This window comes from Pseudomonas frederiksbergensis, assembly GCF_001874645.1.
Lineage (GTDB): Bacteria > Pseudomonadota > Gammaproteobacteria > Pseudomonadales > Pseudomonadaceae > Aquipseudomonas > Aquipseudomonas frederiksbergensis_B.
Window position 1 is genome coordinate 830,074 of sequence record NZ_CP017886.1, and the last position, 25,492, is coordinate 855,565.

The 25,492-nt window shown below is 58.1% G+C and carries 31 protein-coding genes and 1 pseudogene; 7 read left to right on the top strand and 25 right to left on the bottom strand.

Annotation, left to right across the window (positions count from 1 at the left end):
* Nucleotides 1–79: 79 nt before the first annotated feature.
* From BLL42_RS04155 to BLL42_RS04260, 22 genes and pseudogenes are all read right to left on the bottom strand, one after another.
* The gene (locus BLL42_RS04155) at nucleotides 80–1,633 is read right to left on the bottom strand and encodes a phage tail protein (protein WP_071550902.1); all 1,554 of its coding nucleotides are present in this window, start codon (nucleotides 1,631–1,633) and stop codon (nucleotides 80–82) included.
* Entirely contained in the window at nucleotides 1,630–2,235 is a 606-nt protein-coding gene (locus BLL42_RS04160; protein WP_071550903.1) for a phage tail protein I, read from the bottom strand. Before BLL42_RS04160 ends, BLL42_RS04155 begins: the two co-directional genes overlap by 4 nt.
* A 1-nt stretch (nucleotide 2,236) precedes the next feature.
* Entirely contained in the window at nucleotides 2,237–3,121 is an 885-nt protein-coding gene (locus tag BLL42_RS04165) for a baseplate assembly protein (protein WP_071550904.1), read from the bottom strand.
* The gene (locus tag BLL42_RS04170) at nucleotides 3,118–3,444 is read right to left on the bottom strand and encodes a GPW/gp25 family protein (protein ID WP_071550905.1); all 327 of its coding nucleotides are present in this window, start codon (nucleotides 3,442–3,444) and stop codon (nucleotides 3,118–3,120) included. The genes BLL42_RS04165 and BLL42_RS04170 overlap by 4 nt, the downstream gene beginning before the upstream one ends.
* A gap of 5 nt (nucleotides 3,445–3,449) precedes the next feature.
* Complete coding sequence (locus BLL42_RS04175; RefSeq protein ID WP_071550906.1) at nucleotides 3,450–3,689, bottom strand: hypothetical protein; 240 nt, start codon at nucleotides 3,687–3,689, stop codon at nucleotides 3,450–3,452.
* A gap of 56 nt (nucleotides 3,690–3,745) precedes the next feature.
* Nucleotides 3,746–4,327 (bottom strand): phage baseplate assembly protein V, encoded by a 582-nt coding sequence (locus BLL42_RS04180; RefSeq protein WP_071550907.1) that lies wholly within the window; start codon nucleotides 4,325–4,327, stop codon nucleotides 3,746–3,748.
* The gene (locus BLL42_RS04185; RefSeq protein ID WP_129586996.1) at nucleotides 4,324–4,860 is read right to left on the bottom strand and encodes a hypothetical protein; all 537 of its coding nucleotides are present in this window, start codon (nucleotides 4,858–4,860) and stop codon (nucleotides 4,324–4,326) included. The genes BLL42_RS04180 and BLL42_RS04185 overlap by 4 nt, the downstream gene beginning before the upstream one ends.
* A 4-nt stretch (nucleotides 4,861–4,864) precedes the next feature.
* A complete protein-coding gene (locus BLL42_RS04190) occupies nucleotides 4,865–5,521 on the bottom strand; it encodes a hypothetical protein (RefSeq protein ID WP_071550909.1) in 657 nt (218 codons plus the stop codon).
* Complete coding sequence (locus BLL42_RS04195) at nucleotides 5,518–5,838, bottom strand: head-tail joining protein (RefSeq protein ID WP_071550910.1); 321 nt, start codon at nucleotides 5,836–5,838, stop codon at nucleotides 5,518–5,520. The genes BLL42_RS04190 and BLL42_RS04195 overlap by 4 nt, the downstream gene beginning before the upstream one ends.
* A 2-nt stretch (nucleotides 5,839–5,840) precedes the next feature.
* The gene (locus BLL42_RS04200; RefSeq protein ID WP_071550911.1) at nucleotides 5,841–6,836 is read right to left on the bottom strand and encodes a major capsid protein; all 996 of its coding nucleotides are present in this window, start codon (nucleotides 6,834–6,836) and stop codon (nucleotides 5,841–5,843) included.
* 63 nt (nucleotides 6,837–6,899) lie between these two features.
* A complete protein-coding gene (locus BLL42_RS04205; protein WP_071550912.1) occupies nucleotides 6,900–7,244 on the bottom strand; it encodes a head decoration protein in 345 nt (114 codons plus the stop codon).
* Complete coding sequence (locus BLL42_RS04210; RefSeq protein ID WP_071550913.1) at nucleotides 7,241–8,395, bottom strand: head maturation protease, ClpP-related; 1,155 nt, start codon at nucleotides 8,393–8,395, stop codon at nucleotides 7,241–7,243. The genes BLL42_RS04205 and BLL42_RS04210 overlap by 4 nt, the downstream gene beginning before the upstream one ends.
* Entirely contained in the window at nucleotides 8,392–9,873 is a 1,482-nt protein-coding gene (locus tag BLL42_RS04215; protein ID WP_071550914.1) for a phage portal protein, read from the bottom strand. The genes BLL42_RS04210 and BLL42_RS04215 overlap by 4 nt, the downstream gene beginning before the upstream one ends.
* Nucleotides 9,873–10,079, bottom strand: a complete 207-nt coding sequence (locus BLL42_RS04220; RefSeq protein ID WP_071550915.1) for a phage head-tail joining protein — start codon at nucleotides 10,077–10,079, stop codon at nucleotides 9,873–9,875. Before BLL42_RS04220 ends, BLL42_RS04215 begins: the two co-directional genes overlap by 1 nt.
* 1 nt (nucleotide 10,080) lies before the next feature.
* Nucleotides 10,081–12,099 (bottom strand): phage terminase large subunit family protein, encoded by a 2,019-nt coding sequence (locus BLL42_RS04225; RefSeq protein WP_071550916.1) that lies wholly within the window; start codon nucleotides 12,097–12,099, stop codon nucleotides 10,081–10,083.
* A gap of 4 nt (nucleotides 12,100–12,103) precedes the next feature.
* Nucleotides 12,104–12,706 (bottom strand): terminase small subunit, encoded by a 603-nt coding sequence (locus BLL42_RS04230; protein WP_071550917.1) that lies wholly within the window; start codon nucleotides 12,704–12,706, stop codon nucleotides 12,104–12,106.
* Between the two features lie 166 nt (nucleotides 12,707–12,872).
* Nucleotides 12,873–13,217 (bottom strand): phage holin family protein, encoded by a 345-nt coding sequence (locus BLL42_RS04235; protein WP_071550918.1) that lies wholly within the window; start codon nucleotides 13,215–13,217, stop codon nucleotides 12,873–12,875.
* A 526-nt stretch (nucleotides 13,218–13,743) separates the two neighbouring features.
* A pseudogene (locus BLL42_RS04240) lies at nucleotides 13,744–14,102 on the bottom strand (PA0613 family protein).
* A complete protein-coding gene (locus BLL42_RS04245) occupies nucleotides 14,095–16,314 on the bottom strand; it encodes a VapE domain-containing protein (RefSeq protein ID WP_071550919.1) in 2,220 nt (739 codons plus the stop codon). The pseudogene BLL42_RS04240 and the gene BLL42_RS04245 overlap by 8 nt, the downstream one beginning before the upstream one ends.
* A complete protein-coding gene (locus BLL42_RS04250; RefSeq protein ID WP_071550920.1) occupies nucleotides 16,307–16,531 on the bottom strand; it encodes a TraR/DksA family transcriptional regulator in 225 nt (74 codons plus the stop codon). Before BLL42_RS04250 ends, BLL42_RS04245 begins: the two co-directional genes overlap by 8 nt.
* Nucleotides 16,524–17,042: a phage regulatory CII family protein gene (locus tag BLL42_RS04255; protein ID WP_071550921.1), complete on the bottom strand. Its 519-nt coding sequence runs from the start codon at nucleotides 17,040–17,042 to the stop codon at nucleotides 16,524–16,526. Before BLL42_RS04255 ends, BLL42_RS04250 begins: the two co-directional genes overlap by 8 nt.
* A gap of 327 nt (nucleotides 17,043–17,369) precedes the next feature.
* Nucleotides 17,370–17,594 carry a helix-turn-helix transcriptional regulator gene (locus tag BLL42_RS04260; RefSeq protein ID WP_071550922.1) on the bottom strand — a complete coding sequence of 75 codons (225 nt, stop codon included), beginning with the start codon at nucleotides 17,592–17,594 and terminating at the stop codon, nucleotides 17,370–17,372.
* Between the two features lie 100 nt (nucleotides 17,595–17,694).
* Between BLL42_RS04260 and BLL42_RS04265 the strand changes: the two genes are divergently transcribed.
* From BLL42_RS04265 to BLL42_RS04295, 7 genes are all read left to right on the top strand, one after another.
* Nucleotides 17,695–18,420, top strand: a complete 726-nt coding sequence (locus tag BLL42_RS04265; protein ID WP_071550923.1) for an XRE family transcriptional regulator — start codon at nucleotides 17,695–17,697, stop codon at nucleotides 18,418–18,420.
* 257 nt (nucleotides 18,421–18,677) lie between these two features.
* Nucleotides 18,678–19,268, top strand: coding sequence for a hypothetical protein (locus BLL42_RS04270; protein ID WP_071550924.1), 591 nt, complete (start codon nucleotides 18,678–18,680; stop codon nucleotides 19,266–19,268).
* 10 nt (nucleotides 19,269–19,278) lie between these two features.
* Nucleotides 19,279–19,560 carry a phage antirepressor KilAC domain-containing protein gene (locus BLL42_RS04275; protein ID WP_071550925.1) on the top strand — a complete coding sequence of 94 codons (282 nt, stop codon included), beginning with the start codon at nucleotides 19,279–19,281 and terminating at the stop codon, nucleotides 19,558–19,560.
* Between the two features lie 158 nt (nucleotides 19,561–19,718).
* Complete coding sequence (locus tag BLL42_RS04280) at nucleotides 19,719–20,036, top strand: pyocin activator PrtN family protein (RefSeq protein WP_071550926.1); 318 nt, start codon at nucleotides 19,719–19,721, stop codon at nucleotides 20,034–20,036.
* Nucleotides 20,037–20,091: 55 nt separating this feature from the next.
* A complete protein-coding gene (locus tag BLL42_RS04285; protein WP_071550927.1) occupies nucleotides 20,092–20,571 on the top strand; it encodes a hypothetical protein in 480 nt (159 codons plus the stop codon).
* Nucleotides 20,568–21,203 carry a hypothetical protein gene (locus tag BLL42_RS30405; protein WP_236721968.1) on the top strand — a complete coding sequence of 212 codons (636 nt, stop codon included), beginning with the start codon at nucleotides 20,568–20,570 and terminating at the stop codon, nucleotides 21,201–21,203. The genes BLL42_RS04285 and BLL42_RS30405 overlap by 4 nt, the downstream gene beginning before the upstream one ends.
* Nucleotides 21,200–21,469: a pyocin activator PrtN family protein gene (locus BLL42_RS04295; protein ID WP_071550928.1), complete on the top strand. Its 270-nt coding sequence runs from the start codon at nucleotides 21,200–21,202 to the stop codon at nucleotides 21,467–21,469. The genes BLL42_RS30405 and BLL42_RS04295 overlap by 4 nt, the downstream gene beginning before the upstream one ends.
* A gap of 72 nt (nucleotides 21,470–21,541) precedes the next feature.
* On the opposite strand, the gene BLL42_RS04300 is transcribed toward BLL42_RS04295, so the two are convergent.
* From BLL42_RS04300 to BLL42_RS04310, 3 genes are all read right to left on the bottom strand, one after another.
* A complete protein-coding gene (locus BLL42_RS04300; protein ID WP_071550929.1) occupies nucleotides 21,542–23,473 on the bottom strand; it encodes a DEAD/DEAH box helicase family protein in 1,932 nt (643 codons plus the stop codon).
* A 66-nt stretch (nucleotides 23,474–23,539) separates the two neighbouring features.
* The gene (locus tag BLL42_RS04305; protein WP_071550930.1) at nucleotides 23,540–24,265 is read right to left on the bottom strand and encodes an ImmA/IrrE family metallo-endopeptidase; all 726 of its coding nucleotides are present in this window, start codon (nucleotides 24,263–24,265) and stop codon (nucleotides 23,540–23,542) included.
* Between the two features lie 90 nt (nucleotides 24,266–24,355).
* The gene (locus BLL42_RS04310; protein ID WP_071550931.1) at nucleotides 24,356–25,450 is read right to left on the bottom strand and encodes a site-specific integrase; all 1,095 of its coding nucleotides are present in this window, start codon (nucleotides 25,448–25,450) and stop codon (nucleotides 24,356–24,358) included.
* Between the last annotated feature and the right edge of the window lie 42 nt (nucleotides 25,451–25,492).

The following is a 25,492-nucleotide window of genomic DNA, read 5'->3' on the forward strand; positions in this document are numbered from 1 at the left end:
GGATTACCAGCTGCGAACTCACTTATATATCGTCGAAGCCAGGTAGCTTGAACTCGTGAAGATCCGCCTCGATTATCGATCACCTCCCGGTTGAGATATATCGAACAATAGTTCCAGCAACCCCGTTAGTACTGACGCGGAACGAAACCGCATCCTCAGCATCAACCCACGCTGAAACCGCAGTTGTCGAAGTCTGCGACGGCGTAAGAACCGTCTGCATATGGACGTTCGGATAAGCCAGAGGCAGTGTCATCGTGGCCCCCATGCCTCCTTGACCTCCTTGCCCTGCTACGCAGACAACCTGGCCCCACTGGATAATTAATCCACTCGGCAGCTTTTGCCAGCCCGGAGAGCCGAGACTGGCGGCAAAGAGCGAGGAAGTTCTCAAGCACTCAAGACTTGCATGGCCGCGCCATACAGACCCATCGGATACCAGCAGGAGGTCCGACCCACTGGACATTGAGTATGGAGTCACAACGCCAACGTTATTCAGTGCGAGCACACCCCCAGCTTGAACTGCTAGGTTTACCACTCCGGCTCCGAGAGAGGTCGTAATCAGGATCGAGGAGCCTTTAGGCAGCAATTTCGCGTTGGGTAGCGTGAGGGTTCCGGTCGAAGACATTTCAATCCGAGCACCAATATGCACAGCAGTCAGCGTTACATTGCCCCCATCTATTGATTCACTTTTAGCTAAGCTGCCTATCGCTCTCTGCACAAACTCGCAGTTCACCAGCAATTTGCTACTGTCGAACTGAGCCGGCGTTGGAGTCGTTGGCGTACCCAGCAAAGCCGGGGAATTGATCGGCGCAAACCCTTGGGTAATGTTCTGAAAAGTCAGAGTCGTGGTGCCGAGAACAATCACCCCGTCTGTGACCAGCTGCCAAGTGGTGTCGGCCTGTGTGGTGCCCTGCTCAACAGACACCTGTAACGCCGACGTCACCTCGGCATTGGTGTCGGCATCCTCTGCCCGCTTCCACGCAGGACCTGCGCCAATGTAAATGCCATTGTCCTTGGCCACGGTCTGGTTCTTCACCAACACCCGATCACCCGCCAGTAACGCGACACCGTCGAGAACCTGAAGACCCGCCAGGGCGATGTTGGCTGTGGTGGCCACCCGCACCGACTGCTTATTGTCGAGCTTGTACAGCTCTTCCATGATCCGCGTATCGACGTATTCACGGGTTGCCAGCACCACCGCCGGGTCAATCTTGAGCGTGATGTTCCCGGTGCTGGATACGATGAAATTCATTCGTACCACTTGCGTGCGGCCCGAGCCTTGCGACAGGACCGGCTTGAAGCTCGGCGCACAGTTGGCTACCGCCACCATGTCGCCGTCCGCGTCATAGAGGGCAATTTCGCGAATCCAACGACCGCCCTCATCCGCCGGAATAATCTGCTCGGCGATCAGCACCGCCGGGTTAATAGGATCGACCCTGAGTTGATTCAGCGGACGGCGGCGCCATTCATTGATCAGCTTGGTTTGCGCGGCGCTGGGGATAGGGTCGGTGTTGTTGGCATCACCGACGCCCATTTCGGTGATCTTCCAGGGAATGCCGAGCGCATCGGCGTTCGCCTGTTTGGCCATCCCCACATTCGTAAGGGTCGCGAAAAACTGAGAGTTCGCATCAATCATGAATAAACGTCCAGGGTGTCTATAGAGTGTTCGCGCCCAACCACGCCGATGGTGCCGGTGACCTCGATGTCACGCATGACCGGCGGGTAAACGTCGATTTCATCGCCCTCGTACAGGGCGACACTGATATTCAAAGCGCCTTGGGTTTCGAGGCTGATCGCCAGGCCGGTCATGTGCCGACTGACGGGCTTGGCGTCGTCAATCAGGCGTTCCAACTCCTGATACATTTCCTCGGTGATACCGGTGTCGAGAACACCGACCTTCAGCGCGAAGGTGCCCGGTACGCCCTCCGGCACCGTCTTGAACCACTCGATAATTTCAATCAGGTAGCCCAGCGGCTCGACCACGCGGCGCAATGCGCCAATGGTTCCCTTGTGCGCATGGATGTAAAACGACGCCTTGATGGCTGCCCGCTTGACCGACTCGGACCAACTGGGATCCCAGCGGTCGACCGACCAGGCCCACGCCAGGTGCGGCAACAGATGAACCGGACAGGTATCGGGGTTGTACAGCGTGCGCAGCGGGATGATGGTTTCCTCATAGAACGCCGCCTCAATAGCACGCTCCAGCGGCGTGCTGTTGAGCGGTAAAAGACTGCGCATATCAACCTCCCAGCACGACGCTGTAACCGGTACAGTAAGCCGCCTGCCCCTTGGTCGGGGCCAGATCACGCCAACCTTTGAGTTCAACGCGCCCCACCCCGGCAACGTGCAGTTGCGCGTCGACACCAGAACGAGCCACCTCAACCCCCAACCGCCTGCGCGGGTTGATCCAGGCCGCCAGACGTTTAATCGCCTCATCGAGCGCTGCATCGTTTTCAGGGCCAGCACCCTTCATGTGCAGCACCGCGTCGACGCGGTAACGAATGATCTCGGCACTTCGCACAGTTACGCGATCACCGACCGGTCGCACGTCTTCGTCATTGACGACCGTCGCGACCTTGGCCAGCAGCTCTGAGCTGGCCTCACCGTCGCCTTCAAGGCTGAGCACTGTCAGGTCCACACACGCAGGTGACGGGCTTTCGGCCGTCGCATCTGCCACCAGCGCCGAGGCATTACGCGCATGCAGGATGTAGCTGTTACGCGGCCCGGCCGTGGTCAAGCCTTCGTACGCCAGTTGCACCCGCTCACGCAGTGCGTCGTGGGACTCCATGACCGCCTCGACCGGCGGGACTGCCAGCGGGTCGGCCGGCTGAATCACCAGGCGCTTCAGGTTGACGTTCGCCGCCAGCTGATCCAGATCCCCGGCGGTGGCATAGGCCAGCAGCTGCGCCTTGGCCGCGTCGTTGACTCGCGCTCGGTTGCCGAGCTTGATGTAGCTGCCGACCTCCAGGAGTTTGGTGACCGGGTCGCTTTCCAGCGAGGCCGTCCAGTTGTCGCCCATGTGGCCACGGAAAACCTCCAGCCCTTCCTCGTACACGACTTCAAAGTCCAGCGGCTCTAGCACCTCCGGTGCCGGCAATTCCGACAGGTCCACCAAGGTACTCATACCCACACCTCCAACGTGCCGCGCACACCGAGGTATTCGCCGCTGATCCGCAAATTGATTTTCCCGCCCAGCACGGACACCACGCGCACCCGCTCAAGCTTCAGGCGTGGTTCCCAAAGGCCTAACGCCCGAGCGGCCTCGGCTTGAGCGGCGCTTTTCCAGCCTTCGTTAATGGGCAGGTCGACCATGCGCCGCAGCTTGCAACCGTACAGTGGTCGCTCGCGGCGGCTCAGTAACGGCGTGCCGAGGATGTCTTCAACGGACTGGCGTAAATGCTCGATACCGGAGATGGGCTGCCCGGTGTGGCGATCCATTCCGATCATCGGGGTTACTCCTTCAGCGGCTCGAACTCGGCGTTGTCCTTGAAGAACTTCAGCGCCATGGCATCCGTGGTGCTGACCGATACAATCCCCTTCGCAACGGCCAGCTCCCGGTCATCAGAGAGGATCAGCGTACGCGACGTATACACGGTGTCGCGGAAGGTCGCCGTCGACCCTCCTGGTGCCGGCAGTGGGCTGGTGGTGATGGCTTGATCCAGCGCCATGGGGTCTTCTTGAGGTTTGGCCATGATTGCTCCCGGCATGAAAAAGCCCGCACGCGGCGGGCTGGGGTTATGGGTTGTCGCTAATGCGAGTGGTGGTTGCTGTTGCCAGCGGTGTCGAGAATCGCCGCATCGCTGGTGATGTCCTGCGTCGCGTGCAATGGGCCGTCGATGTTCACCGGCCCCTTGATGTTCACGGTTGCCTCCAGGTTGATGGTGCCGGTCTTCACCGTCACCGCGCTGTCTGTGACCTCCGCCTGGGTCGCCCCCACCTTGATGGTGACTGTGCCACTCGGCACGCTGATGGTGTAGCTCTTGGCCTCCCAGTCGTAGACCAGTGAGCCGCCATCCTCGAAACGCCAGACTTCAACGTGGTCGCGATTGTCCGGTGGGGCCCCACCATTGCCGTACAGGCCGGGAATAAACGTCCCTTGCGACACGTCGCCACTGGTACTGATCAGCGTGCCCTGCTCATTAATGCTGGGCGCCCGCCAATGCCGGGCTTTACCGGCGGCCACGCTGTGCCAGCGCACCCAGCCGCTGACCCATTCACCGTCCGATACCCGGCACACCGGTGGCGAAGCGGCGAGATCCACCGCCACGACATAACAGTCCTTGACCAGGCCCGCGAGCATCCGGTCGTGTTGAGCTGACACATAACTCATGACAACGACTCGGGTGCAAAGTACTTGTCCTTGTTGGCCGGGCCTGCATCCGGATCAACGCCGAACATCAGCGTTCCCGGTGGCTGATCCGGCCACGGCCACTGCGCTTTGCCCAGGTAGATCTGCTGCGTCCACTCCACCACCCAGACGGTGTAGCCATCCAGCTCCGGCTTGGTCCAGTCCTGCATGGCCTGGACGAACTCCGCAGGCTCCACCGCCACGCCCCAGGTCTGCAGGCGCAACAAGACAGCGAGCTGCCCCGCCAAGAAAACCGCCTGTTGATGGTGATCCGACTGAATCGGATCGGTGATCACCCGCGCTTCGAACTTGCAGGCCAGCCCCACCTCACCGGTACCGGGGTCCTGACCCGGTTCCATGTCCGCCAGTTCGATGAACACCGCCGGCAGCCGAATGCGATCTTCGATAGCCGGCCAAGCTGCTACGGTGTGGACACCCGGCAAATGCGCCTGCACCTGCCGCTCGATAGCCTGGTACAACTGCTCAAGGCTGAACGGTGTTTCCGTTTCATCCACCACATTATTTCCCCTTCAGGTACTTCTGCAGTTCAAAGTTGAGTTCCTGCTGCAGGACATGCAGCAGGTGCTCATCGGCCTTGCGTACCCAGCTTTCGAAGTGGGGTCGGGCTTGTTCCAGAGAAACCTTGGCCTTGGCCAGAGGGAAACGACTGTCGTGTTCGGCAATCCAGCCCGAACTCGCCCCGCCTCGCGCACTCACCGTGCTGCCGGGGTAGTCGTCGGCATTGAAATGCTTGCTGGACGTGCGGATCCAGATGTCCGCGCTGTTGCCATAGACCTTCTTGTAGAAGGCCCCCTGATAACGGCGACCAGCCACCGACACACCGGAGTTGCTCTGCCGTGCCCGACCGATCCGACTCGCCTCAATGGCATTGATACCGAACCACAACTTGCCGCTCATGGCGCCGCCGGTGACCGGGTAAGCACGCAACCGCTGACGCACGGCTGCCACGGCGATCCGTTCCTGCCGACCGACAGCGCGGGCAATGTGCGTACGCAGCCAGCCCAGGGTTTTGTTGATCGCTCGACGCTGGGCAGCGGCCGCCGCTTTCGGCACTAACTTGGCGAAGTCCTGGAACGCTTGCAGATCTGCAGTTGAGGTCTGCAACGAGATCATCCCGCCGCCGGCCGAGGGTTTGAAGTAGCTGCCGACACTCATACGCGCTTCCTCAAAATAAGAGCGACCAGGCCGTCACCGCTCGGCTCCAGCTGCAACAAATCGTAATCGCCACCACCGTCCAGTTCCGGCAGATCCACGCTGACCAGCAGGCCCTTCTTCAGATCGTGCGAATCGCTGACTCGAATCTCAAACCGGGGCTCTCGCAGCCCCGTGTTGAGCTTGCCGATCTTCGGTTGCAACCAGGGCGCAGCGAACATCCCAAGGACCGGCTCGTCACGGCCCTCGATCCGGGCGCTGTCGCCTAGGGTTTCGAACACCACCGCGTCGACCTCGGCGATCAGGTCACGAAAGCCCATGGTCAGAGTTCCAGCAGGATCTGTGCACGGGGCCGAGTGCACAGGTGCAGCGGGTTCGACTGGGCTTCCCCGGCCATGCCTTTGTTGAACGGCAGTGGCTCGATTTTGCTGTAGTACGGAATGCCCTGGGTGTTGACCGTCTCCATGTAGTCGGCCGGAGCGAACACCGAGATGTACAGATCCGGCACACCCTCCGGCACCAGCAGCGCCTTGTCGTCGTGGACGAAAGACACACCGGCAACCTTGCCACGGTAGCGCTCCCAAATGATGCCGCCGAACTCGAAGCTTTCACGGGCATCGCCGCGAAGCGCTGCTGCCTGCATTGTGTTGAGGTACGTCTTCTCTACCGACTGGTGACTGATCAGCTTGTTCCAGAAGTTCTTGCCGCAGAATCCACGGGAACCGGAACTGGTGATGTTGCCCAACGCGTCCTCTTGCAGGTCTAGGGCTTCACCGCATTTAACCCGAACGTTGGTGTCCGGCTTGCTCAGTTCCATTGACATTTTCTGCCGCTGAACACCGAACGCTTTGTAGATGTCCAGCAGGACGGTTTTGCCGTCAGCATCGAGCACCTGCCCATTCAGCGCACCCATGCGTTGGAACTCGTGGGTGGCATCCAGCTGACGACGAGTTTTCGCCAGTCGGCCGTTGACCACATCCTGCACCGCCTGCAACTCGGTACGCGTGCCGAAGGCGCGGATGCCCTGAATTTCATCGGCCTTAATGGTGAAGCGCTGCGGCAGGTGCACCGTGTTGAACGGGATCATCAAACGCTTGCTGGCCCCAACCACCAAGCCTGAGGTACCGCGCTCGCCGGCCGGCACCAGCGCCAGGGCATCGCCGTCCTTTTCAATCTGCACGGTCAGGGTGGTAATACCTTCTTCGCGAAACAGGCCGAGGCTGCTGATACGGCCCGGCAGGTATTCTTGTTCGTTGATGGCTGCGGTCAGCGAGGAAACAGAAAACGCTTCGTCGTCAAAAATGGCGATGTCGGCCATGGGTACTCTCCAGAAATGAAAAACCCCGCACGCGGCGGGGTTGGATAACCGTGAATGACCGTCTCAGCGGACGATCAGGAAATGGGTGGCCAGGGCCTTTTCGGCATCGAGGTCGAGCCCGGTCAAATGGGCCTCACTGATCTCGGCCAGCCGCACCACAGCGCGACCGCGCCGCACATCTTCAGACTCGCCCAAAGGACCGAACAGGATCGCGGTAGCGTTCTGCGTCCCGTCCTCCCCAGCGGGGTTGTAAGGCGCGAACTGGCCGGTGGCGGTGATTAGACCGAGGACTTGCCCTGGCTCTAGTGCAGGACCTGCCGCCACATCGATTGCTTCCCGCGAGATATTGCCGGCGCCCTCGGACAGCAGGAACTCGCCCGCATGCATCGGCTCTCTTTTAATGGTCATGGTCTTACTCCTTTCGCGGATTGGGGGTGTCCTCCTTGGGCGGCCTGACGGGCGGCCCAGATCGAGGGTGGATCAGGTTGTTTGGCCAGCACCTTCGGCGCCGGGTCGTTATCCAGTGGCAGGCTGTTGTCGATTTCAAAGCCCTTGCCGCTGCCGACGATCTTGTCGAACAGACGCGCCCGAACCGCGGCTGCATCCAGTCCAGCCTCGACATACTCGGCGCTGAGCTCCGGCAACCGTGCGGCAACACAAAGGTCGTTCACGGCCTTGGCGCGCGTCAGGCCCGCCTGGACGATCTCTTCGCTTTCGAGCTGGGTTGAGCTGAGCAACGGCGCGACCAGGTTGCTGATCCCCGCCTCCGCGCAACGCTGGGTGATCATCAATGCCAGCTTGGCTGAGTCGACCACGGGCGGCGCCGGTAGCGGATCGTCAGGCTCTAACTCCGGATCAGGCTCCGGTGGTTCATCAAGCTGGGCCAGCAAGTCAGCCGGTGCGTGCTGGTAACGCTGTAGTACGCCACCCTGGCCAAGACAGGCCTTAACCTTGACGCCGTCACCGACTTCATCGGCCAAGCCCAGAGCCACAGCCTCATTGGCAGTCAACCAGGTCTCAGCGGCGACCAACCGACGCAACTCGACCTCATCGATGTCCGGCGCCTTGGCCTTGTAGGCCGCGATGATTGCCTCCATTGTCTGATCGAGCACGTCGGCCACCTTGCGGAAGTCCTCGGCATCCCCAGCCGCATAGGTCCAAGGGTTGTGGATCATCAACATGGCGTTGGCTGCAATCACGACCTTATGTGCGCCGCACACCGCCACGCTGGCTGCACTGGCTGCCAACGCATCAATGCGGCCAGTGCAGCGCTCGCCCAGACGCGACAGCGCGTTGTGCATGGCCAGCCCGTCAAACAAATCGCCGCCGATGCTGTTGAACGCCGCGATCACCGGCGAGACGCCGTCGTCCATGGCGCGCAGATCCTGCACAAACTGATTGGCGGTAATGCCCCAGGCACCGATCTCGCCGTAAACGAAGACTTCGAAAACTCGCTCGGCAGCCTCACCGCTGGCTTGCAGGGCATACCAGGTTTTGTCTTTCACCTGCACCCGCTGGCCAGCCCTGTTGTAAATGCGCGGTTGCGCTCTTTTGCTCATGTTTGCTCCTTGTCGTCGATTGGCTGGACGGCGTCGAGAGTGTTGTAGTTGAGGCCAAGGGTGGTGGCCCGGGTCAGATCGGCGGCGTTTTCCGCGTCGACCGTTTCGGCGTCGTAGCCGGTACGCAGGACCATTTCGCTGCGCGAGGCAAAACCGGCCTGCACTTCCATCCGCCGTGCTTGTACGTCCTGCACGGGCTGGATGTAGGCCCAGCCTTGCGGCACCCAACGTGTGCGCAGGTACTCACGGCGACGCTGTGCGTAATCCTCCAGCACCAGGGCGCCCGACAAGACAGCCATGTCCATCCAGGCGGCCCGGACCGGGCGGCAGAGCTGGTGGACGTAAACGCTGAATTGCAGTTGCTCCAGGCGACGGCGGAACTCGGTGAGCACTACCCGCAGCGCCCGGTCATTGACCTCACGCATATCGCCGGTGAGGATCTCGTAAGGCGTACCCGTGCCTGCAGCGGCTGCCATCAACTGCTGTCGCATGAAGTCCGGGTAGTTGTTGCCCGCGTCCGGCGGTTTGGAGAACTCGACCTCCTCCCCTGGCCCCAGCTCCTGCATGGTGCCGGGCTCCAGCGCGACCATCGGCGTGAAGCCATCACGATCCAGACTCAACGGCTGGCCGGTGACCGGGTCTCTCGGAACAGGTCCGGCATCCGGTGCCGGGCGACTGATGAAGCCGGCGAACAGATTCGCCACCTCCTGTCGGAACAACACCGCATCGTCGTAGTTGTCGAGACTGCGCAGGCGCTTCAACACCGGCGACAATCGCGGCACACCACGTAGCTGGCCTGGCTCGACCGGCTCGAAGATGTGCAACACCTGAGCAGCCGGTACCCGCACCAACTGGTTGTAGCCGGCGTTCAGCGACGACGCATCACGCGGGTGTGACAGGTACATCCAGTACGCCACCCGATGGCCGCCCGGCGTGAACTCGATCCCGGCACGGATGATGTTGCCGGTTTTAGTGGTCTCGAATTTGTCATGCGGCACGAACTCCGGCGCCAATGTCTGGAGCTGAAACGGAACCGCCAGGCCATCGTCCAGGCTACGCGGACGCAGTCGTACAAAGCACTCGCCCGAGGTTTCGACCGTGCGAGCGATCAGTGCCTGCTGGCCGTAGAAGTCGGTGCGCTCATCGGCGTCCGACTCATCGACCCAGTCCTCCCAGAGTTCCTGCAGCAACTTGCGCAGTTCATGATCTTCGGTTTTCGGCCGAGGGTTGATGCCGGTGCCGATCAGGTTACTGACGCGCTTGTCGATGACGTTGAAGGCATACGGGTCGTTGCGTACCGCCGCACGCGAGCGGGAGCGCAGGTTGCGCAGTGCCGGAGTGTTGATGCTGTTGACCCCGTTGTCGGGAGCATCCCAGCCAGTGGAGCGACGGCCCTCCCCGGCGCCTTCGTAACTGGCCTTGATGTTCGACGGCAACACAAATCCGTTACGGGTCAGCGTCGGATAATGTCGGGCCATTAGACTCCCTTGCCTCCGTGGTACAGACGAACCACGCGAGAGCGCGGCCCGGCCGAGTTGACCAGCGAGGTGCGAATCTGGTCGCGAGCCTTAAGCAGCTCATCGATGGATCTGTATTCCACGGTGCGGTCGCCATAGCGCACGGTTTTCTCACCGCGAGCGATGGCCCCCTCAACCGCGTCGAGGTGCTTCTGGGTAAAGGACATATCAGCGTCTCTTCAGGTAACCGCTGCTGGAGCTGCGGCGTTGAGGCGGCGGTGCTGCTGGTCGTGATTGCACGACCGGAGCAACGGGTTGCGGCGCCGGTTGTGGTGATGCGGTGACGACTGGGGGCTCACTGCTAAGGCGCTCGCCCTGAACGGGTTTGATGCCCTGCGCTTCGTCGAACAAACCAGACTGCGCAAGAGCCTGACGCACCCGCTCCCAGTCGTGTTCCTTGTAGCGATTGAGGCCCAGGTAATGGGCCATGGCCAGGCAGTACACCATCAGGTCGAGCGCTTCGTTGCGCTCGGCCTTGCCCTTGACCCACTCGATGCGCTTATGGCCCCGCACGTAGCGGGCGACCTTGCGTTCCGCGACGCACTGGTCGAAGAAGTCATCTGGTAGGTCATTGGCGAAGTGCAACGCACCCGGCCCTGACTCGAACGGGTAACGGTTGTAGATCCAGTCCTTGGCCGTGTCGGTCCCGACAAACCACAGTTCGGCGCCATGGCGTTCGGTCTGCCCCTTCCAGGTCACGTCGACCATCGACGGCCGCTGAGCGATTACCGGCTTACCAGGCTTGCTCGCACCTTTGATGGCGAAGATATTGCGCCAGCGGCGAACGCGGCAGAACTGGTAGACCTCATCGGTGTGGTGACCGCCGGAGTCGACCGCCACCGCCAGAATGCCGAGGCCGACACCGCACGGATGGCGGTAACGAGCCTTGAGCAATTCATCCAGCGCTGACCAGGTGCGTTCATCTGAGGGATCTCCCGGAATCACCTGGAAGTCAACGACCCAGCGCTCCATACCGACACCCCAGCCCATGACCATGAACTCCAGGCGATTGGCCTGAACGTCGACCGCGCCGGTGAGCATCAACACGCCGGCCGGCATTGAGCCGAGGCCATAGCCTTCCAATCGAGCCCGCCGCTTCAGCACATCGGCCTTGGTTTGCTCCTGAGCGGCGTCCCAGACCTTGGCCAGACGGGTGTTGTAGAACACCTGCATGGGTTCAAGGTCACCCTTGGCTTGGGCCTTCTTGGCCTTCTCGAATTGCTTGGCCAGTGACTTCCAGTCCATCCAGCCCAGCGGTGAATAAAGCGCGTTGAGGTGAAAGCCCACCGTCTCGCCGTCGCCCTCGGCATGGGCGCGCCATTCACCGTTGGCGAGCATCTCGCCCTTGTGGTACTCCTCGATCAGCACGTCACACTCAGGCCCGGCGCACTCGTAGTGCACCACGCTGTAATCCTTCGAGTAGTGCAGGCGCTCCCACTCCAGGGTTTGCATGTGCCCGCAGGTCGGGCACGGCACGTAGTAGTGACGCTGGTCACTGCCATCGAACAGGTCCGAGATCCGCGAGGCGCCCTTGATCGTCGGCGAGCTGGAGAAGTAGAACTTCGCGTTGCGGCCGAAGGTACTGCCACGGGTTTCCGCCAGTTCGATGGGGTCGCCCTCCTCGCCGATGTCCACTTCCCACCGGTCGATTTCGTCACCGTAAACGTAGCGCGCCGACAGCTCCGACAGGTTGGCCGCCGAGCCGGCGGTGGTGACGTACAACGTACCGCCCTCGAACTCCTTGGTATCCATAGTGTTGCGCGAGTCCCGCGACCGGTTGGCCGCCACTCGCTCCCGCAGTACAGGCGTAGCCTTGATCGTTTTGCCGATCCGCGACGACACCCGTTTGGCCAGGCCGAGGCTGGGCAACAGCGCAAGGATGTTCGACGGCGCCATGTGCATCAGGCCACCGATCCAGTTCAGACCGATCTGCGTTTTCATCAGTTGCGACGCGACCATGGTGATCACGCGCTTGCAAGGGTGGGCCGGCGAGAGACAACGCATAGGCTCGCGGGCATACGGCGTGCGCGAGGTGCGGTACTGGCCCGGCTCAGCGGCGCCGGTGTCACGCGGGATCCGCATGTACTCGTCGGCCCACTGATCGATCCAGACGTCCGGGTCGGGCCGTAACCCACGGAAATACGCCTCGCGGTACACCTCTGCACCGTCAGGAATTTCCGTGGGCATGGGCTTAACTCGTGGTCAGTGCGTGTTCAAGGTCCGCTGAAGACATGCGTTCGGCGTCTTCCAGCGAGCGACGGATCGCCGCCGTCAGGTGCTTTTCGATTTCCCAAGGGTCCGTCATGGACGCCAGTTCGGGAGCCAGCTGCGGAGGCATGCCCAACAGCTGATCGCGCAGCATGCGGCCGGCGTTGTAAGCGCCGGTCTGTACCGCTGTCATGGCGACCAGCGAGCCCTTGGCTTTGTGCAACTCAATCTCGGCGAGCTGCGCCAGGTTGTGCTCGCGCAGTGCGCGGGCTTTCTGGAAGTCGGGCAGCTGCCCCGCAGGGGTGATCGCGGGCGGCGGCGCAGCCGTTGAAGTCGGTTCGACCTGACTGGATAACTGACTGTAAACGTCACGCTGAAGCCGGTCCTGGTGATGCCGATCAGCGACGGCGGTCTTGCAGGGGTCAGCGGTGTCGCGAATCAACGCTTCGCTGGCCGTTACATCGACCTGTTTACCATCGGCACTCAGCACCAAGCGGTTGTTGTTTTTCAACCAGGTGATGTAGCTGGGCGCCCTGCCGATCCGAGCCGCGAAGGCGCTCTTCGACAGGTACGTTGGTTCTGTCATAAGCCCTCCTTTCAACGGCTTTTCAATGGGAACCTTTCAATTTCAATGGATTGAATTTCAGTAAGCTGGCAATCCTACCGCTAACACTTTCCCGCGGGTTTCCGACCCCGTGTCCTTCAGATATCCCTAGGGTCCCCGGCGGTTTTCGGCGCCCCAGATCGGTGCATCACCCCTGCTCGCCTCCGGCTGGCGGGACTTCGCTGACGCCCAGTCGCTTGGCGGCCCAGCGTTCGTACAACCCGATGGCCACATCGGCACCGGCCATCGCCGTCAGGCAACCCAAGGCACCTGCCGTCCAGATCGTCATGCCGGCCGCGATCATCAGCATCATCGCCGACACCCCGCAGACAATGCAGGCTCCGGACCGAAGCGCGAGGCGGCGCAACAATGCCCAGCCCCGCGCCCCATCCTTATCGGCCCGCCACATCTCTCCCGATACGCCACCGACCAGAGCCAGGACGATCACTAACCAAATCGGCATCTCTGCCAGTGCTTGTTGCTCGCTTGTCATCGCCAACCCCTAAACGCAAAAACCCGGCGCAATGGCCGGGTTTGGTGGTGTGGTGCTTGCCGCTCTCTGCGGTCGCACCTATCGAAGATGACTACTTTTTACAGGTCGATTCCGGTGGCAGCAACCCCGGTTTAATGCCACCCAGTGAATAAGTGGGTAATGAGGGGTGAACGTCTAGCGAATGTGAGCGAATAACCCACCCCGGCATTCTGTTGTTTTGGCGGCGTCCCATCCGTCCCACCTTTTAGAATTGAGGTGGGACGCCTGAGAGCGCCTAAATTAGGGGCCTCGCCCCACCGTCCTACTTTCTTCTCTACTTTCTCGTGTAAAGGAAGAACTTAAAGAGCACGCTTGCGCGTGAAACGCGCGTACTGCTGCCCGCTACGCATATGCGGGCGGGTGACGTTGCAAGGTGGGACGGTGGGACAACCCTGTAAAGACAAGGCCCGCACCTGTCCCACTACGTCAAAACATAGTGGGACATGGCGGGCCGGTAGGACAACAACTGCCGGAGCCATGCCTAGGGTCAAGCAGCCACCCCCATAAACATGCCCCAGATAACCAGATGCGCGTCATGCAGACGCTGGTAGTAGGTGTCGCGACCACAACCGCAATGGGCGTAGCGCAAGCGCATATCCACATCGAGCGTGCAGTAATGCTCCCGCACAACCGTCACCAGCTCGGGCGCGAGATGCTTATTCACGATCAGCTCGATGTCGAGAGAACTCTCCAGCGGTGCACGAAAGGCACGCCGCCCACGGATCAGTTGCCCATTACTCTCCATCATCATGGCCACCATGTTCCCCCCGCAAGCCCCCCTTTCGAATGTTCGGAATGCAGCTCCTGAGCCCACAGCTTCAGCAACGAATCAATCTCCTTAATCATCGAAGCAAGGCTCCTCGAAAGCAGGTTGTTCCAAAGCAGGAGCCCTGCCCCAATCCGCAGGTTTCTTGTAGCCCCACAGTCGTTGCCGGCTCTTGGTCATAGCCCCGAGCCGATAACGTCGCCACCCCAACCGATGCAGGATCGCGCCGACCCGCATCTGCTCGGGCTTGCCCCAATGCCCCGGGTCGAGCTTGAGCGCCTGCGTCAACACCTCACTGCCGGTAGTGGTCTCACCGATCTGCGACTCTTCCAACCAGGTCAAGATTGGCGTTTCCCATTCGTCCACTACGAAGCGCTCGTCCTGCTCCTCGGCGAACAGTGCCGCTTCATCCAGCGTTACCCACCAAAGGTCGCCCGCGTCGTAGCAGAACACCGCCTCGGCCCAAAGTTGGTCGCGGATCGAGCGCAACAGCTCCAGATCCACCTTGGTACACGCCACCGGCCAATAGCGCCGGTTACCCGTGGCATCCTTCAGATACTCGTCCTGGTTCGTCGTACCCACGAACACACACTGGCGCGGAACGTCCATGGTGCGGCGGCCATAGCTCTCGCGGTAGGTATCGGTGGACGCGGAGAAAAACTGCTTGGCCTTGGTGCTTTCGGCCTTGTTGAAGCTGTCCAGCTCGCCCAGCTCGACGATCCACTTGCCACGGATTGCCTGAAAGCCGTCCTTGTCGCCCAGTGCGAACGGCGTATCCATGAACCACTCGCCGCCGAGGATACTCATCGCCGTCGACTTACCGGCGCCCTGCGCGCCCTCAAGGATCATCACCGAGTCAGCCTTGCAGCCCGGTTTCATCACCCGCGCCACGGCCGACAACATCCAGCGCTTGCCCACCTTGGACGAGTAGTCGGTGGCCTTCACGCCCATAACATCCGTGAGCCAGCTCTCCAAGCGCGGCACGCGATCCCATTCGAGCTTGCGCAGGTACTGGCGCACCGGATGAAACGCGTGATCATGCGCAACGACGCTCACCGCCTCGATCACATGCGACGCCTTGACCCGCAAGTTGTACTGCTGCGCGAGCCACTTCATCACCCGCACATCATCGATGTCCGCCCAGTCTCCCGTGCCACCGCCATACGGCGCCGCACGCAGCTTCACGATCTTCGAACTGAAAGCGCTGTAACTGATCACCCCGGCCCAGCGCTCATCGTTGGCCAGGATCAGCTCGACGTTCTGCATATGCGCGATCAGCGCGCCGCTTTCGCTCCGAGCCAGCATATCTTTCCAGCCACCCGCTGCCGGCGGCTTGACCACCGCCAGCACCTGGCGGCGCACCGCCTCCAAACCTTCGGCAACGTGCAGATCGTTGAAGTCGGTCCACTTGATCTCCCGCTCACCGGAAAAGATCGGCACAACCACCTGGCCACCAACGATCAGCGCCGCGTTGTTGGCCTTCTCTTCACCAGGGTTCCAGGCATCGCCGTTCGGCTTCGTGGTCTTCCAGTCGTCATCACGGCAGATGATCAACGGGCAGCCGGCGAAACGCTCACGCATCGCCTTGCACACCACCAGAAGGTTGCCCGCATCAAACGCGATGGCCACGGTCAGCGAAGTCGCCATGTGCAGGCTTACGCCGGTAGCGTAGCCCTCACATACGAGCACTGGCTCACCCGGATCCGGATGCGGCCCGATCAAGTGAAAGGCGCCCTCCTTCGACATCCCGTAAGGCCAATAGGTCTTGTCCCGACCGGTGTCTTCTTGCTTGGTTGGATACACCACCTGCAGGCCGACAATCTCGTCGCGCACGTTGCACATCGGCACCAGGAACGCACCGGTGCGAGGCGCATACCGAACACCGATACCAACGATCTGCTTGCGATCCAGATAGTCGCTACGGCCCTTCTCCGGCATGCGTCTGAACATGCCCGCCGCCCGCTTGGCCGCTCGACGTGCCGCACTGGCTGCGATCTCCGCAGCGCGCCGCTTCGCCTCCTCCTGCCGAGCGCGCATGACCTCACGCTCTTCAGGCGACATCCGCCCGGCCTTGACCTTGATCTTCTGCGACTCACCCGAACGCCAATCACCGAACGCGCCGAAAATGAGCGTTTCGCCCTTCTCGGTGCGATGTTCATGGGCGATGTACCAGCCGTTCTTTTCCTTGCCCTTGTCCTGTGCCGTCTTGCACCGAGTTAGCTTTCCAAACACCAGCGGCTGCGCAGGCTCAAGCCCGTAATCCGCAAATTGCCCAAGTACCTCATCAAGCATGGCGGGCCCCCTTTAGTTCCGCGAGAGAAAGGCACCCCACGCACTGCGTGCAGCCGGGCTGCGCCAAACGACGAGCCTCAGGGATCGGGTCATCGCACGTTTCGCAGAACAGAAACGAATGCGCCACCAAGGCAGGCTTGGTGGCGTTGCGTGCAGCGAGCGCTTGATCGATGCGCTCTTGCACCAGGTCATTAGCGAAGTCAGCGATATCAGCCACGCTCAACACCCCGCGTCGTCTGGTTGACATACGTGGCGCGGTTGAACAGCCCCAACAGCCCCTGAATCCCACGAAACACCTGCAGGCGAATCGCGGCCAGTTCCTCATCAGTAACGACACCGTCACCGATACTCTTGGCCCAGATGTCTGCCAGATCCGCCACCTTGCGGAAGTATTCCGCGATGCCGGTGGTCAACGTCTCGGGCATGTCATTGGTATACGCCTCGGCCAGCTCCTGCCAGATCGTGTCACCGACCAACGCATGTACTGCATCCAGAATGCGGCGATCCTTGGTCAGCTCCAGAATCTCGCCGAACTCTTGAATGTTCACCGTGTGGCTGGGGTGGGTTGGGGAAAGCTTGTGCTGCAGTGTGGTCGCATTCCGGCCGGTGGTGGCGGCGATGGCGGCGGCACCACCGGGGTAGTCCCGTGCGGCATGGTAAAGCGCAAGATCGAGCGGCAGGACTTCCCGCTGCGCCCGGTCTAGAGAGCTCAGAATGATACGGCTCATGGCATTAATCCTTGAATGTTGCCAGTGCCGCACGACAGGGAGTGGTGATACATTTGTCGTGTGGCTTGATAGGCCCAAACGCCGGCGAGGTTCCTAAGACCAACACCGGCACCGTGCCGAGGCGAACAATCCGTTGTTCACCCCTGGCGCAACAGCTGCCAGCTCTGTGGTGGAAATGGCAGCAACACCAAGGCTTCCGAGCCTTGGAAAACGCGAAAGGTGTGGGCGGTTTTGCATTTGGTTTGCCCGCCACCCCCAATCGCGGCCCGACAGCGCTGTGGTGGTGCGTGTCGGGAGGAACTGGGCGACCCTTGGGTCGCCTTTTTTCTAAGCTACTTTCTTGAAATCCATCTCCGGCGGAAAAACATCATCAAGCGAGCATTTGATTCCGAGTTGATTCAACGCAGCCGTAATTGCACGAGATTCTGCAAGTCCGGCTACACGGCGTCCGGACTCATAATTACTAATCCGTGTCTGCGTCCAGCCCAGAATCGAAACCAAATCACGCTGCCTGATACCCGCCTTCTCTCGATGGTCAGCAATCCTGTTCATAAAGATCTCCTGTAACTGGAGCGCAGAATAAACACGATTCGTGATTTTTACAACACGCAAAGTGCGATAAATTTATTTCAATGCGTGGTAAAAAAGACAAATGAACACACTAGGCTCACGCATCAAATCACTCAGAAAAGCCAAAGGTATGAGCCAGAAGGATCTGGCACTTGCCTGTGGCTGGGAATCACAGTCTCGTATTGGTAACTATGAGAAGGATCAACGCCAGCCCAACCTTCAGGATCTAGGGAAAATTGCTGCTGCCCTGAAAACGCCGCTGACAGAACTGGTCAAAGATGTCGAGGGACCATTACCCCATTTATCTGGTGATGCGCTTGGAAACATTTTCGACATCAGATATCCCCCTCGACTCAAGAGCAGCCAGAGCGAAGGATTAACATCTGCAGGACGAGCGAAAACAGGGAGTGTTCCGGTGGTTGGGACCGCACAGCTGGGCAATGAAGGATATTTTGAAGCGCTTGATTTTCCTCCAGGTCACGGCGATGGTTACTTGAGCATCCACAGCGATGACCCTGATGCCTATGGATTAAAGGTTACCGGCGATAGCATGCTTCCCAGGATAAAAAATGGTGAGTACGTGCTAATCGAACCCAACAAGAGCTACTTCAGCGGCGATGAGGTTGTGGTCAGAACCACAGAGGGCCGAACGATGATCAAGGAATTCATTTACCTGAGAGATGGGATGTACCGCTTGGACAGCGTAAATGCCGAACACCCGCCAATCCATATCGCCGCGAGCGACGTGATTGAGATTCACTTAGTCGGCGGCATCCTAAAGTCATCACGGTTTTTGCACGCAACGTGACAGAATAATCACATTTCGTGTTGACTTAAAAAACACACTGCGTGATATTCGCCTCACTCTTTCACCACAGAGCGAGGCAAAACCATGCAAACCTGCGCAACCCTCCACGTCCATCCGGCGTGCGTCAGCAACAAAAAGATGATCGAGCAGCTGCAGTCAGCCACCGGCTGCCTGGTCATCATTCATAACAGCAAACCCAAGCTGATAGCCAAATCCCAGCCCCTCCCTTTCGATCCGAATGACGGAGGGCACGCGGCATGATCAAGTACAAGATCGACAACCGCACCCTGCAGTTGCTCAACGCCCAGGTCAACCTGACCGAGACCTTCAACCACGTCCTGCGAACAGCACCTAAGCGTGAATGCCTGGCATTCCGCCTCAAGGCTGAACGCGGCACAGTGGAAAGCACTTTTGTCGTCGAGCTGGGCAGCGAACGCCACACGCTGACCCTGCAGAATGACAAAAAGATGCACCTCAAACTGGCCGACTTCATCGAAGAGATTGCCAACGGTCCGTTCGACGCCAGCAACACCAGTGCCCTGGTGCAGCGTCCGCATGCAGATCGTCAATACGGCCGCTTCGAAGTCCAGGACAAGCAACGCGTATTCGAACTGGTGCACACCGGCGGCGTGCTGAGCCTCGACATGGGTTTTGAGCTTCCCCTGCATGTGGCGTTGCATCGCACCCATTCGCGACGCGGTGTTACCACCATCTTGAGCATCGGCAATAAAAGCCCGCACACGCGATGCTTCACCCTGTACGACTCCGATGCTGAGATCTACGCAAGGATCATTGAGTCCATCAACCACCTTGCTGCAGCGGCCACTCCTGCTGCGCACGCGGCATGAGGGGGACGCCATGGAACGCACCCTCGCCCAAGCTGCAGCGCAACTCGGCCTGACCCGTCCAAAGCTGGTTGCACTCATGCGGGAGAAAGACCTGCTCAAGGGCAACTTGCCTGCATATCCCACACGCGACAAAGAGTATTTGCGCGTCAAGGACGGCCAGTGGTTTCACGAAACGTTTGGCATGCAGTACAGCCAGTCGACCAGGGTGAGACAACCAGGCATCCGCTGGCTGGCTGAACAACTCGGCATCGACCTGCCCGCAATCCCGGCAGATCGCCGTGACGTGGCCTAGGGAATTCGCCCGACAGATCATCGCAATGCGGACACGAGAGGAGCGCAATGCCGCGCTCCTTGAAGTGCCCGAGCATCTGCGGGAATTGACCAAACGCCATTGCCTGAACGCCTGGAACCACCCCGCAAGAAAACAAAGCAAGGAGGCCACACAAAGCCATGAGTAACGCAGCCCAAGCTCCACTACGGCTACGTCCCGCCCCTGAATCCACCACCATCGAGCTGCTTTACCGCACCTTCGGTGACGTGCTGATTCCACTGGAGACGGTGCGCGAGAAGTATTTCCGAAATCTAAACGAGCAAAAGTTCGTGTCTGAAATCAACAGTGGCCGGATTCAGCTTCCGATCACCACGCTGGATTCAAGCCGGAAAGCGCCGAAATACGCACACATTCGGCATGTCGCATCGCTCATCGACATTCGAGCCTACCAGGCTGACGAAGACATGCAGTCTCAGCAGGACGAGCCAACCGAGTAAGCCACCACCCAAGGACTGCCACCACCAGTCCGACACTGAATCAGGAGCAAACCAAATGACTGCAGTTCAAATTTACGCGCTGATAGCAATCATCCTCATGACGGCCGCCGTCTACTGGCTCGCCTACCGGAATGGCTTAAGTAATGGCCGCTCCGAGGGTCAATTAGAGGGTTACAGCGATGGCTATGACGACGGCTGCTGCGTTGGGCATCGAGACGGAATTGAAGAAGGCAAAGCTATTCAGCGCTCTGACAACTCGGAAGAAATCCGCAACCTGATGTTCTCACTTGATCAGGCTCGCGACCAACACAAGCAACTGTACGCCCATTACGAGCGCGCCGTGGCTGCCTCCAAATTAGGTGAATCAACACGACTGACCCTACTGGAAATCGCCGAAAAACTACGGATTACATCTGAGACATTCAGCGCCTTTCGCACAGGCAAAAAGCTGGAACGCGACACCCGCACCCTCCGCGACCAGGCGCTCGCCATCGCAGCACTACTGGAGCCGGCAGATCAGGAAAGCGCCGCATGAGCCAGGTCCGCCCCCAATTCAACACCCACCGCAACCCGGCTCACGCCCCACCAGCGGCTGATGAACCAACGCGCAATCGAACTTCGGAGGAAAGCGGCATGCAAAAGGACCAGCACAACACACAATCCACGACCGCTTTGCTCCGCAAGGAAGGCAGCGTCGACATACTAGAAACAAACAGCCTCTGCTGCGCAGCAGCAGGCATTATTGCCCCTTTCAGCTGCACCACCGAGGCGCTCATACCCCACGAAAAGCTGCGCGAGGCAGCCACACCCAATGCAACGCTAATCGCTCAGAATCGCCCGCCCGCGCAGCCTATCGTGGGGTATAAGCCCCCTCTGCCTGAACAGAAAACTGCTCAGCAGCTAGCCGTCGACGTGCTCCAAATTGACGAGCGCGCCGAGTTCGAGAAAGAGTTTCCAGTCCCCGAAGGCGTGCAGTACTGCCGACAACGCGGGACGTATATCAGCTCACCATGTGCGAGTACATCCGATACGTTCGCCCGTGAGCTTTACGCGTATAGAGCGGGCCTTGCTGGATGGTTGCGCCGATCTTGGAAGCGAGCCGTTTGGGACGCGAAGAAGCCTGTCCAAGTCCGTCTGGCGATGAAGAAGTCCCAGGAGGAAGAATGAATACACTCTTTTTACTTATGGCCCAGTACGATGGCCAGGCAGTGATTCCACTGAGCCGTGTTTGCGCCGATTATATGTTTTTGACTGTCGAGAAATTTAAACTGAAATGTTTATCGGGCGAGATAGACATACCTATTGTGCGACTAGGAGCCAACAGTCAAAAAGCAGCCCTTGGCATCCATTTAAAAGACTTGGCAGACTACATAGACAGGCAGCGTGAGAAAGCTGCCATCGAACAAAACAAATTAATGGGACGTGCCGCCTAAACCAAACGAACGGGGCCATTTTGGCCCCACTTACTTAAACCCTGTAACGATCAGAAGTAACCCAGCATCAGATCATTTACTTTTGGTCGCGTTGTATTTCTGACTTCCAATCCACTCTCCGATTCCCCCAGGCACTAGCAGTTCGTATTTAGCTCGGGATCCACCGGTGTACAACGCACAAATTTTCCTGTCGTACCCTAGAACATCTCCAGGCCTAATTTCGTTTAACAAGTCCGGAGCAAGCATGACCGAATCAAACTCCGCATTTTTCACATTCCCTACCATGCCCAACTGGTAACCGCTAGGTGAGACGTCATCAAGTAACAACAAAGAAACTTTAAGCTTATCGATATCATACCCTCTTACCAACATTGCCTCGATTTTCTCAAACACTCCATTATTGATTTGAGCTTGCGCCAACGACTCCCATGAAGTGTGAAAAAATAAAATTCTATGCTTGGGTTGCGCACCGCGATGAAACAGATTTATGCAATCCGTCATAAAATCGACAAACTCCTGCTTCGATCCGTGCAACAAAGCGAAACGCAGGCCCGCGTGAGACAGGCGCTGAAACCATTCGAACATCCCCCACTCTGAGTCAACTAGAATTGTCGACGGCCTGTCAGGCACCTTGCTAACATCATAATAAACTACTTTAGTTCCATCATTGCTGCCACCTTCAAAGGGCAGCTTAATTTTCGTTGGATGAGCATCAATCAGGGGATTTAAGATATTCTCCATATTCTTCCCAGCCCTCACGGACAGCGTGATATCCCGCTGACGTATATTTTTGGACCGCTTAAACACAGGACCATTAATACACTGATATTCATCCCCCAAGGTTATGACTGCCTGAGGACTCCGATCAAGAATTTTAAGTATTGGACGAGAAAGATCATGACTCTCATCTACAATTACGTGAGCAAAGCTTTCAGGTATAACCTCCTCAGTTAACGACAAGTACTTAATTAAGTGAAAACCCCGCACTGGAAATTTCACTTCGTAAACGGGAGGAGATATCGTCGCCTCCCAAATTCTTTCCGTATATTGAACAAGAATAGCCACATCAACTGGAGTGACATCTTCCTTAATGTAAGGAAGGTGCCACTTGGCTATATATTTATCCCCGCTTTGGCAGTACTTCTTTACAGCTCGCCTGCAAATTGCCGTAACCCTAGCGGGAGTTATTACCCCAACAGACCCTATATTCAAAACCCGTGATACTTCAGAATCTTTCAGGTTGAGGTAGTCATCCGCCGCCTCTACAAGATGTGGACGTTTCGATACCAGTAGTTCCATCGCCAACATCATGAACGTCCTTGCAACAATATGCCCCTGTTGCAAACGATAGGTTAACTGGTACAACTGGGCCTGGGTTTGTGCGAGCACCAACGTTGTGCATGGATCCATAAACTTTGCCAACGAAGAGATGAGATACGTTTTCCCAGTACCGGCGTAACCCTGAATATGAATTGACTCATCCTTTTCTGCTAAAAAGGATCGAACGATAAGATCCTGCGGGGCACTCAACACCAACAGTTTGCCCTTAGGCGTCTCGACTTCCGCCTTAAATGCGGCTACTTTTTTATAGTGACGAACTCGATACTCGAAGTCCCAACTACCATCACCCAACAAATATTCACCTGCATCCACATCATCTTGAGACAATAATTCCAATCCCGTCTCGTGCAACACATCCAGCCCAGCACTTAACTTACTCACGTCGAACAACCGCTTTACTTCCTGCACTAAATTTCCGCCGCCCTGCTTTTGCCTAACCCCCCAAGCAACTAGATTAGCCAAGAGCCGTTCAGCGGGAAAAACCATGCTCCTCCCTTGATCAAAACTCGTAAGATGCTGAATCATCAGGACCGCAGCAATTTCCGCATCAGTTAATACGTCTAACATCTCGAAAGCGGTGTTGGATGCGACTAAAGCATTGGCTTTTTGTTCGCTCAGCGGGATATATAATTTATCTTCGACACCACTTGAAAATTTACGCATTATCATTCCCACCGAGCAATCAACAAAAGCAGCCTACAAGCCGCAACGCACATCAAAAAAACAAACCTACTTAAAAAATGTATTTAGCGTTTCTGCGGCCACTTCTTCAGTAACGCGCAGCGGCCTACGAGCATCAGTCAACAGTTTGAGCGCGTTAATACGGAACGCCACCAGTGTTTTCGGGGCATCGAAGAAAATTCGCATCTCCGTGACAATTTCTGCGTACAACATCCGATTACAAAGCTGATCATCCAGATAAATGGGTCCATGCCCACGACTTTTGAAATCTAATTTTTCCTGAAGGTGTGAGAAATAACTTAAAAAAACCTGACGTGGCATCAGTAAACTCGAAGCAAAAGACCTCGCCTGCCACTCCAAGCTGCTTGAACCATTAATAGATGTGCTGGGCTTCAGCCGAATATCCACATGCGAATCGTAAACAACCCCTGACTCCATGAACCTACCATGGTCCAGAGCGGCATGACCAATACAATGGGCCAGCGCCAAACGCTGCACATCTAAACTTCTGCCCACTGTAAATATAGTCACGACAGAGGTACTAAAATCGATAATTCCTAATGCTGTCGAAACGTCATTGGAAAAGATGACGCGCAGGCCCGACTCAACCTCTAGCGTCGAGCATACCTCTTCAAGACTAACTCGATCATCACAAAATCGGACGCGACGATATGATTCACTCTCAATAAAATCCGGATCAAGAAAGGGAACAGGAATGCTTACGACTTTTTTCTTTTTCTTACGTTTTTTTTCTTTTGCCCCAAGCTTCTTCATGACGCCCCCTTCTCCATGCCTCGATTAGCTGCTCTCAGTGGCCCATATTAAGCAAAAATACAGGAGCCGCTTAGTCTTCGTAGCTATACATCAACCAGCGTTGATCCTGCCCAGCCATTTCCATCCAGAATAGGGATCACCTCGGCCTCGCAGGTGCGTATACCGACGCAACGAGTTCCAGTCACGATGCCCCGAAACACTCGACACCCTCGGAATATCCCAGTCCATCTCAAACAGCCGGCTTACCCCTTCATGTCGCAAATCATGGAAATGCAGATCCTCAATGCCCAATAGCGGACAGGCCCGGGTAAAGGACGCTGAAATCGACTTGCCGTTGTAGGGGAAGATTTCCTTTTCCTTTTTAGGCATGGACTGAATGATCGCCCAGGCTTCATCCGGCAGATGACACCACACGTTATTGCCAATTTTCTGCCCAGGGTTTTTCATGTCTCGGACGAGGACGGCCTGTCGGGATTCATCGAGATCCTCCCAACGAATACGCGTGATTTCCTCTTGCCGGCGCGTCGAGAAGATCGCGAAGGCGATCATCTTTGGCATGTCGATCTGGGCTTTACGTCGTGCCTGCATCTCGAAATAGTGCTCCATCAGCTTATCCAACTCTTCCAAGGTCGGCCTACGGTTGCGTTCTTTGCTCTTGCTGACCATGCCCAGTTTGCGCAACACCTTGCGCGCGTCCGGCATGGCCAGCGCATCCACCTCATAACCCCAGGCCGGTCGCGCCACCGACAACACCGCGCCCAGGTGCGACAGATCGTTGCCGACCGTCTGCGCCTGGACGCCACCGCCCTCCTTGCTCATCCGCCATTGAGCGAACTCCACCAGCTTCTGACTGGTCAGTGCCGAGTCGTCGAGCTCGCCCAGCCAGGTGTCCTTGATTGCGTTCAGTGTCGCGCTCTTGGTCTTGCCCAGCGGCCGGATCTTCTCGTACTCATCCAGGTATTGCTCGATCATCTTCTTGATCGTCACACCCTTACGGTTCGCGCGCTCGATGGCACCAGGCTCCGCCAGCTCCGTTTCGCGGCGCTTGATCCAAGCCTGGGCGACCTGCTTACGGTCGAAGGTCTGGCTTTCCTGATAAACTGTCTTCCCGTCCCGATTGATCCGTATCTGCGCCGTGTAGGCCGTCGAGTTGTCCTTGCGCTTGCGTGATGTGATCGTGCCCATTTCCAGTTGCTACATTGCTGATCTCGCTTGCTACATTGTAGC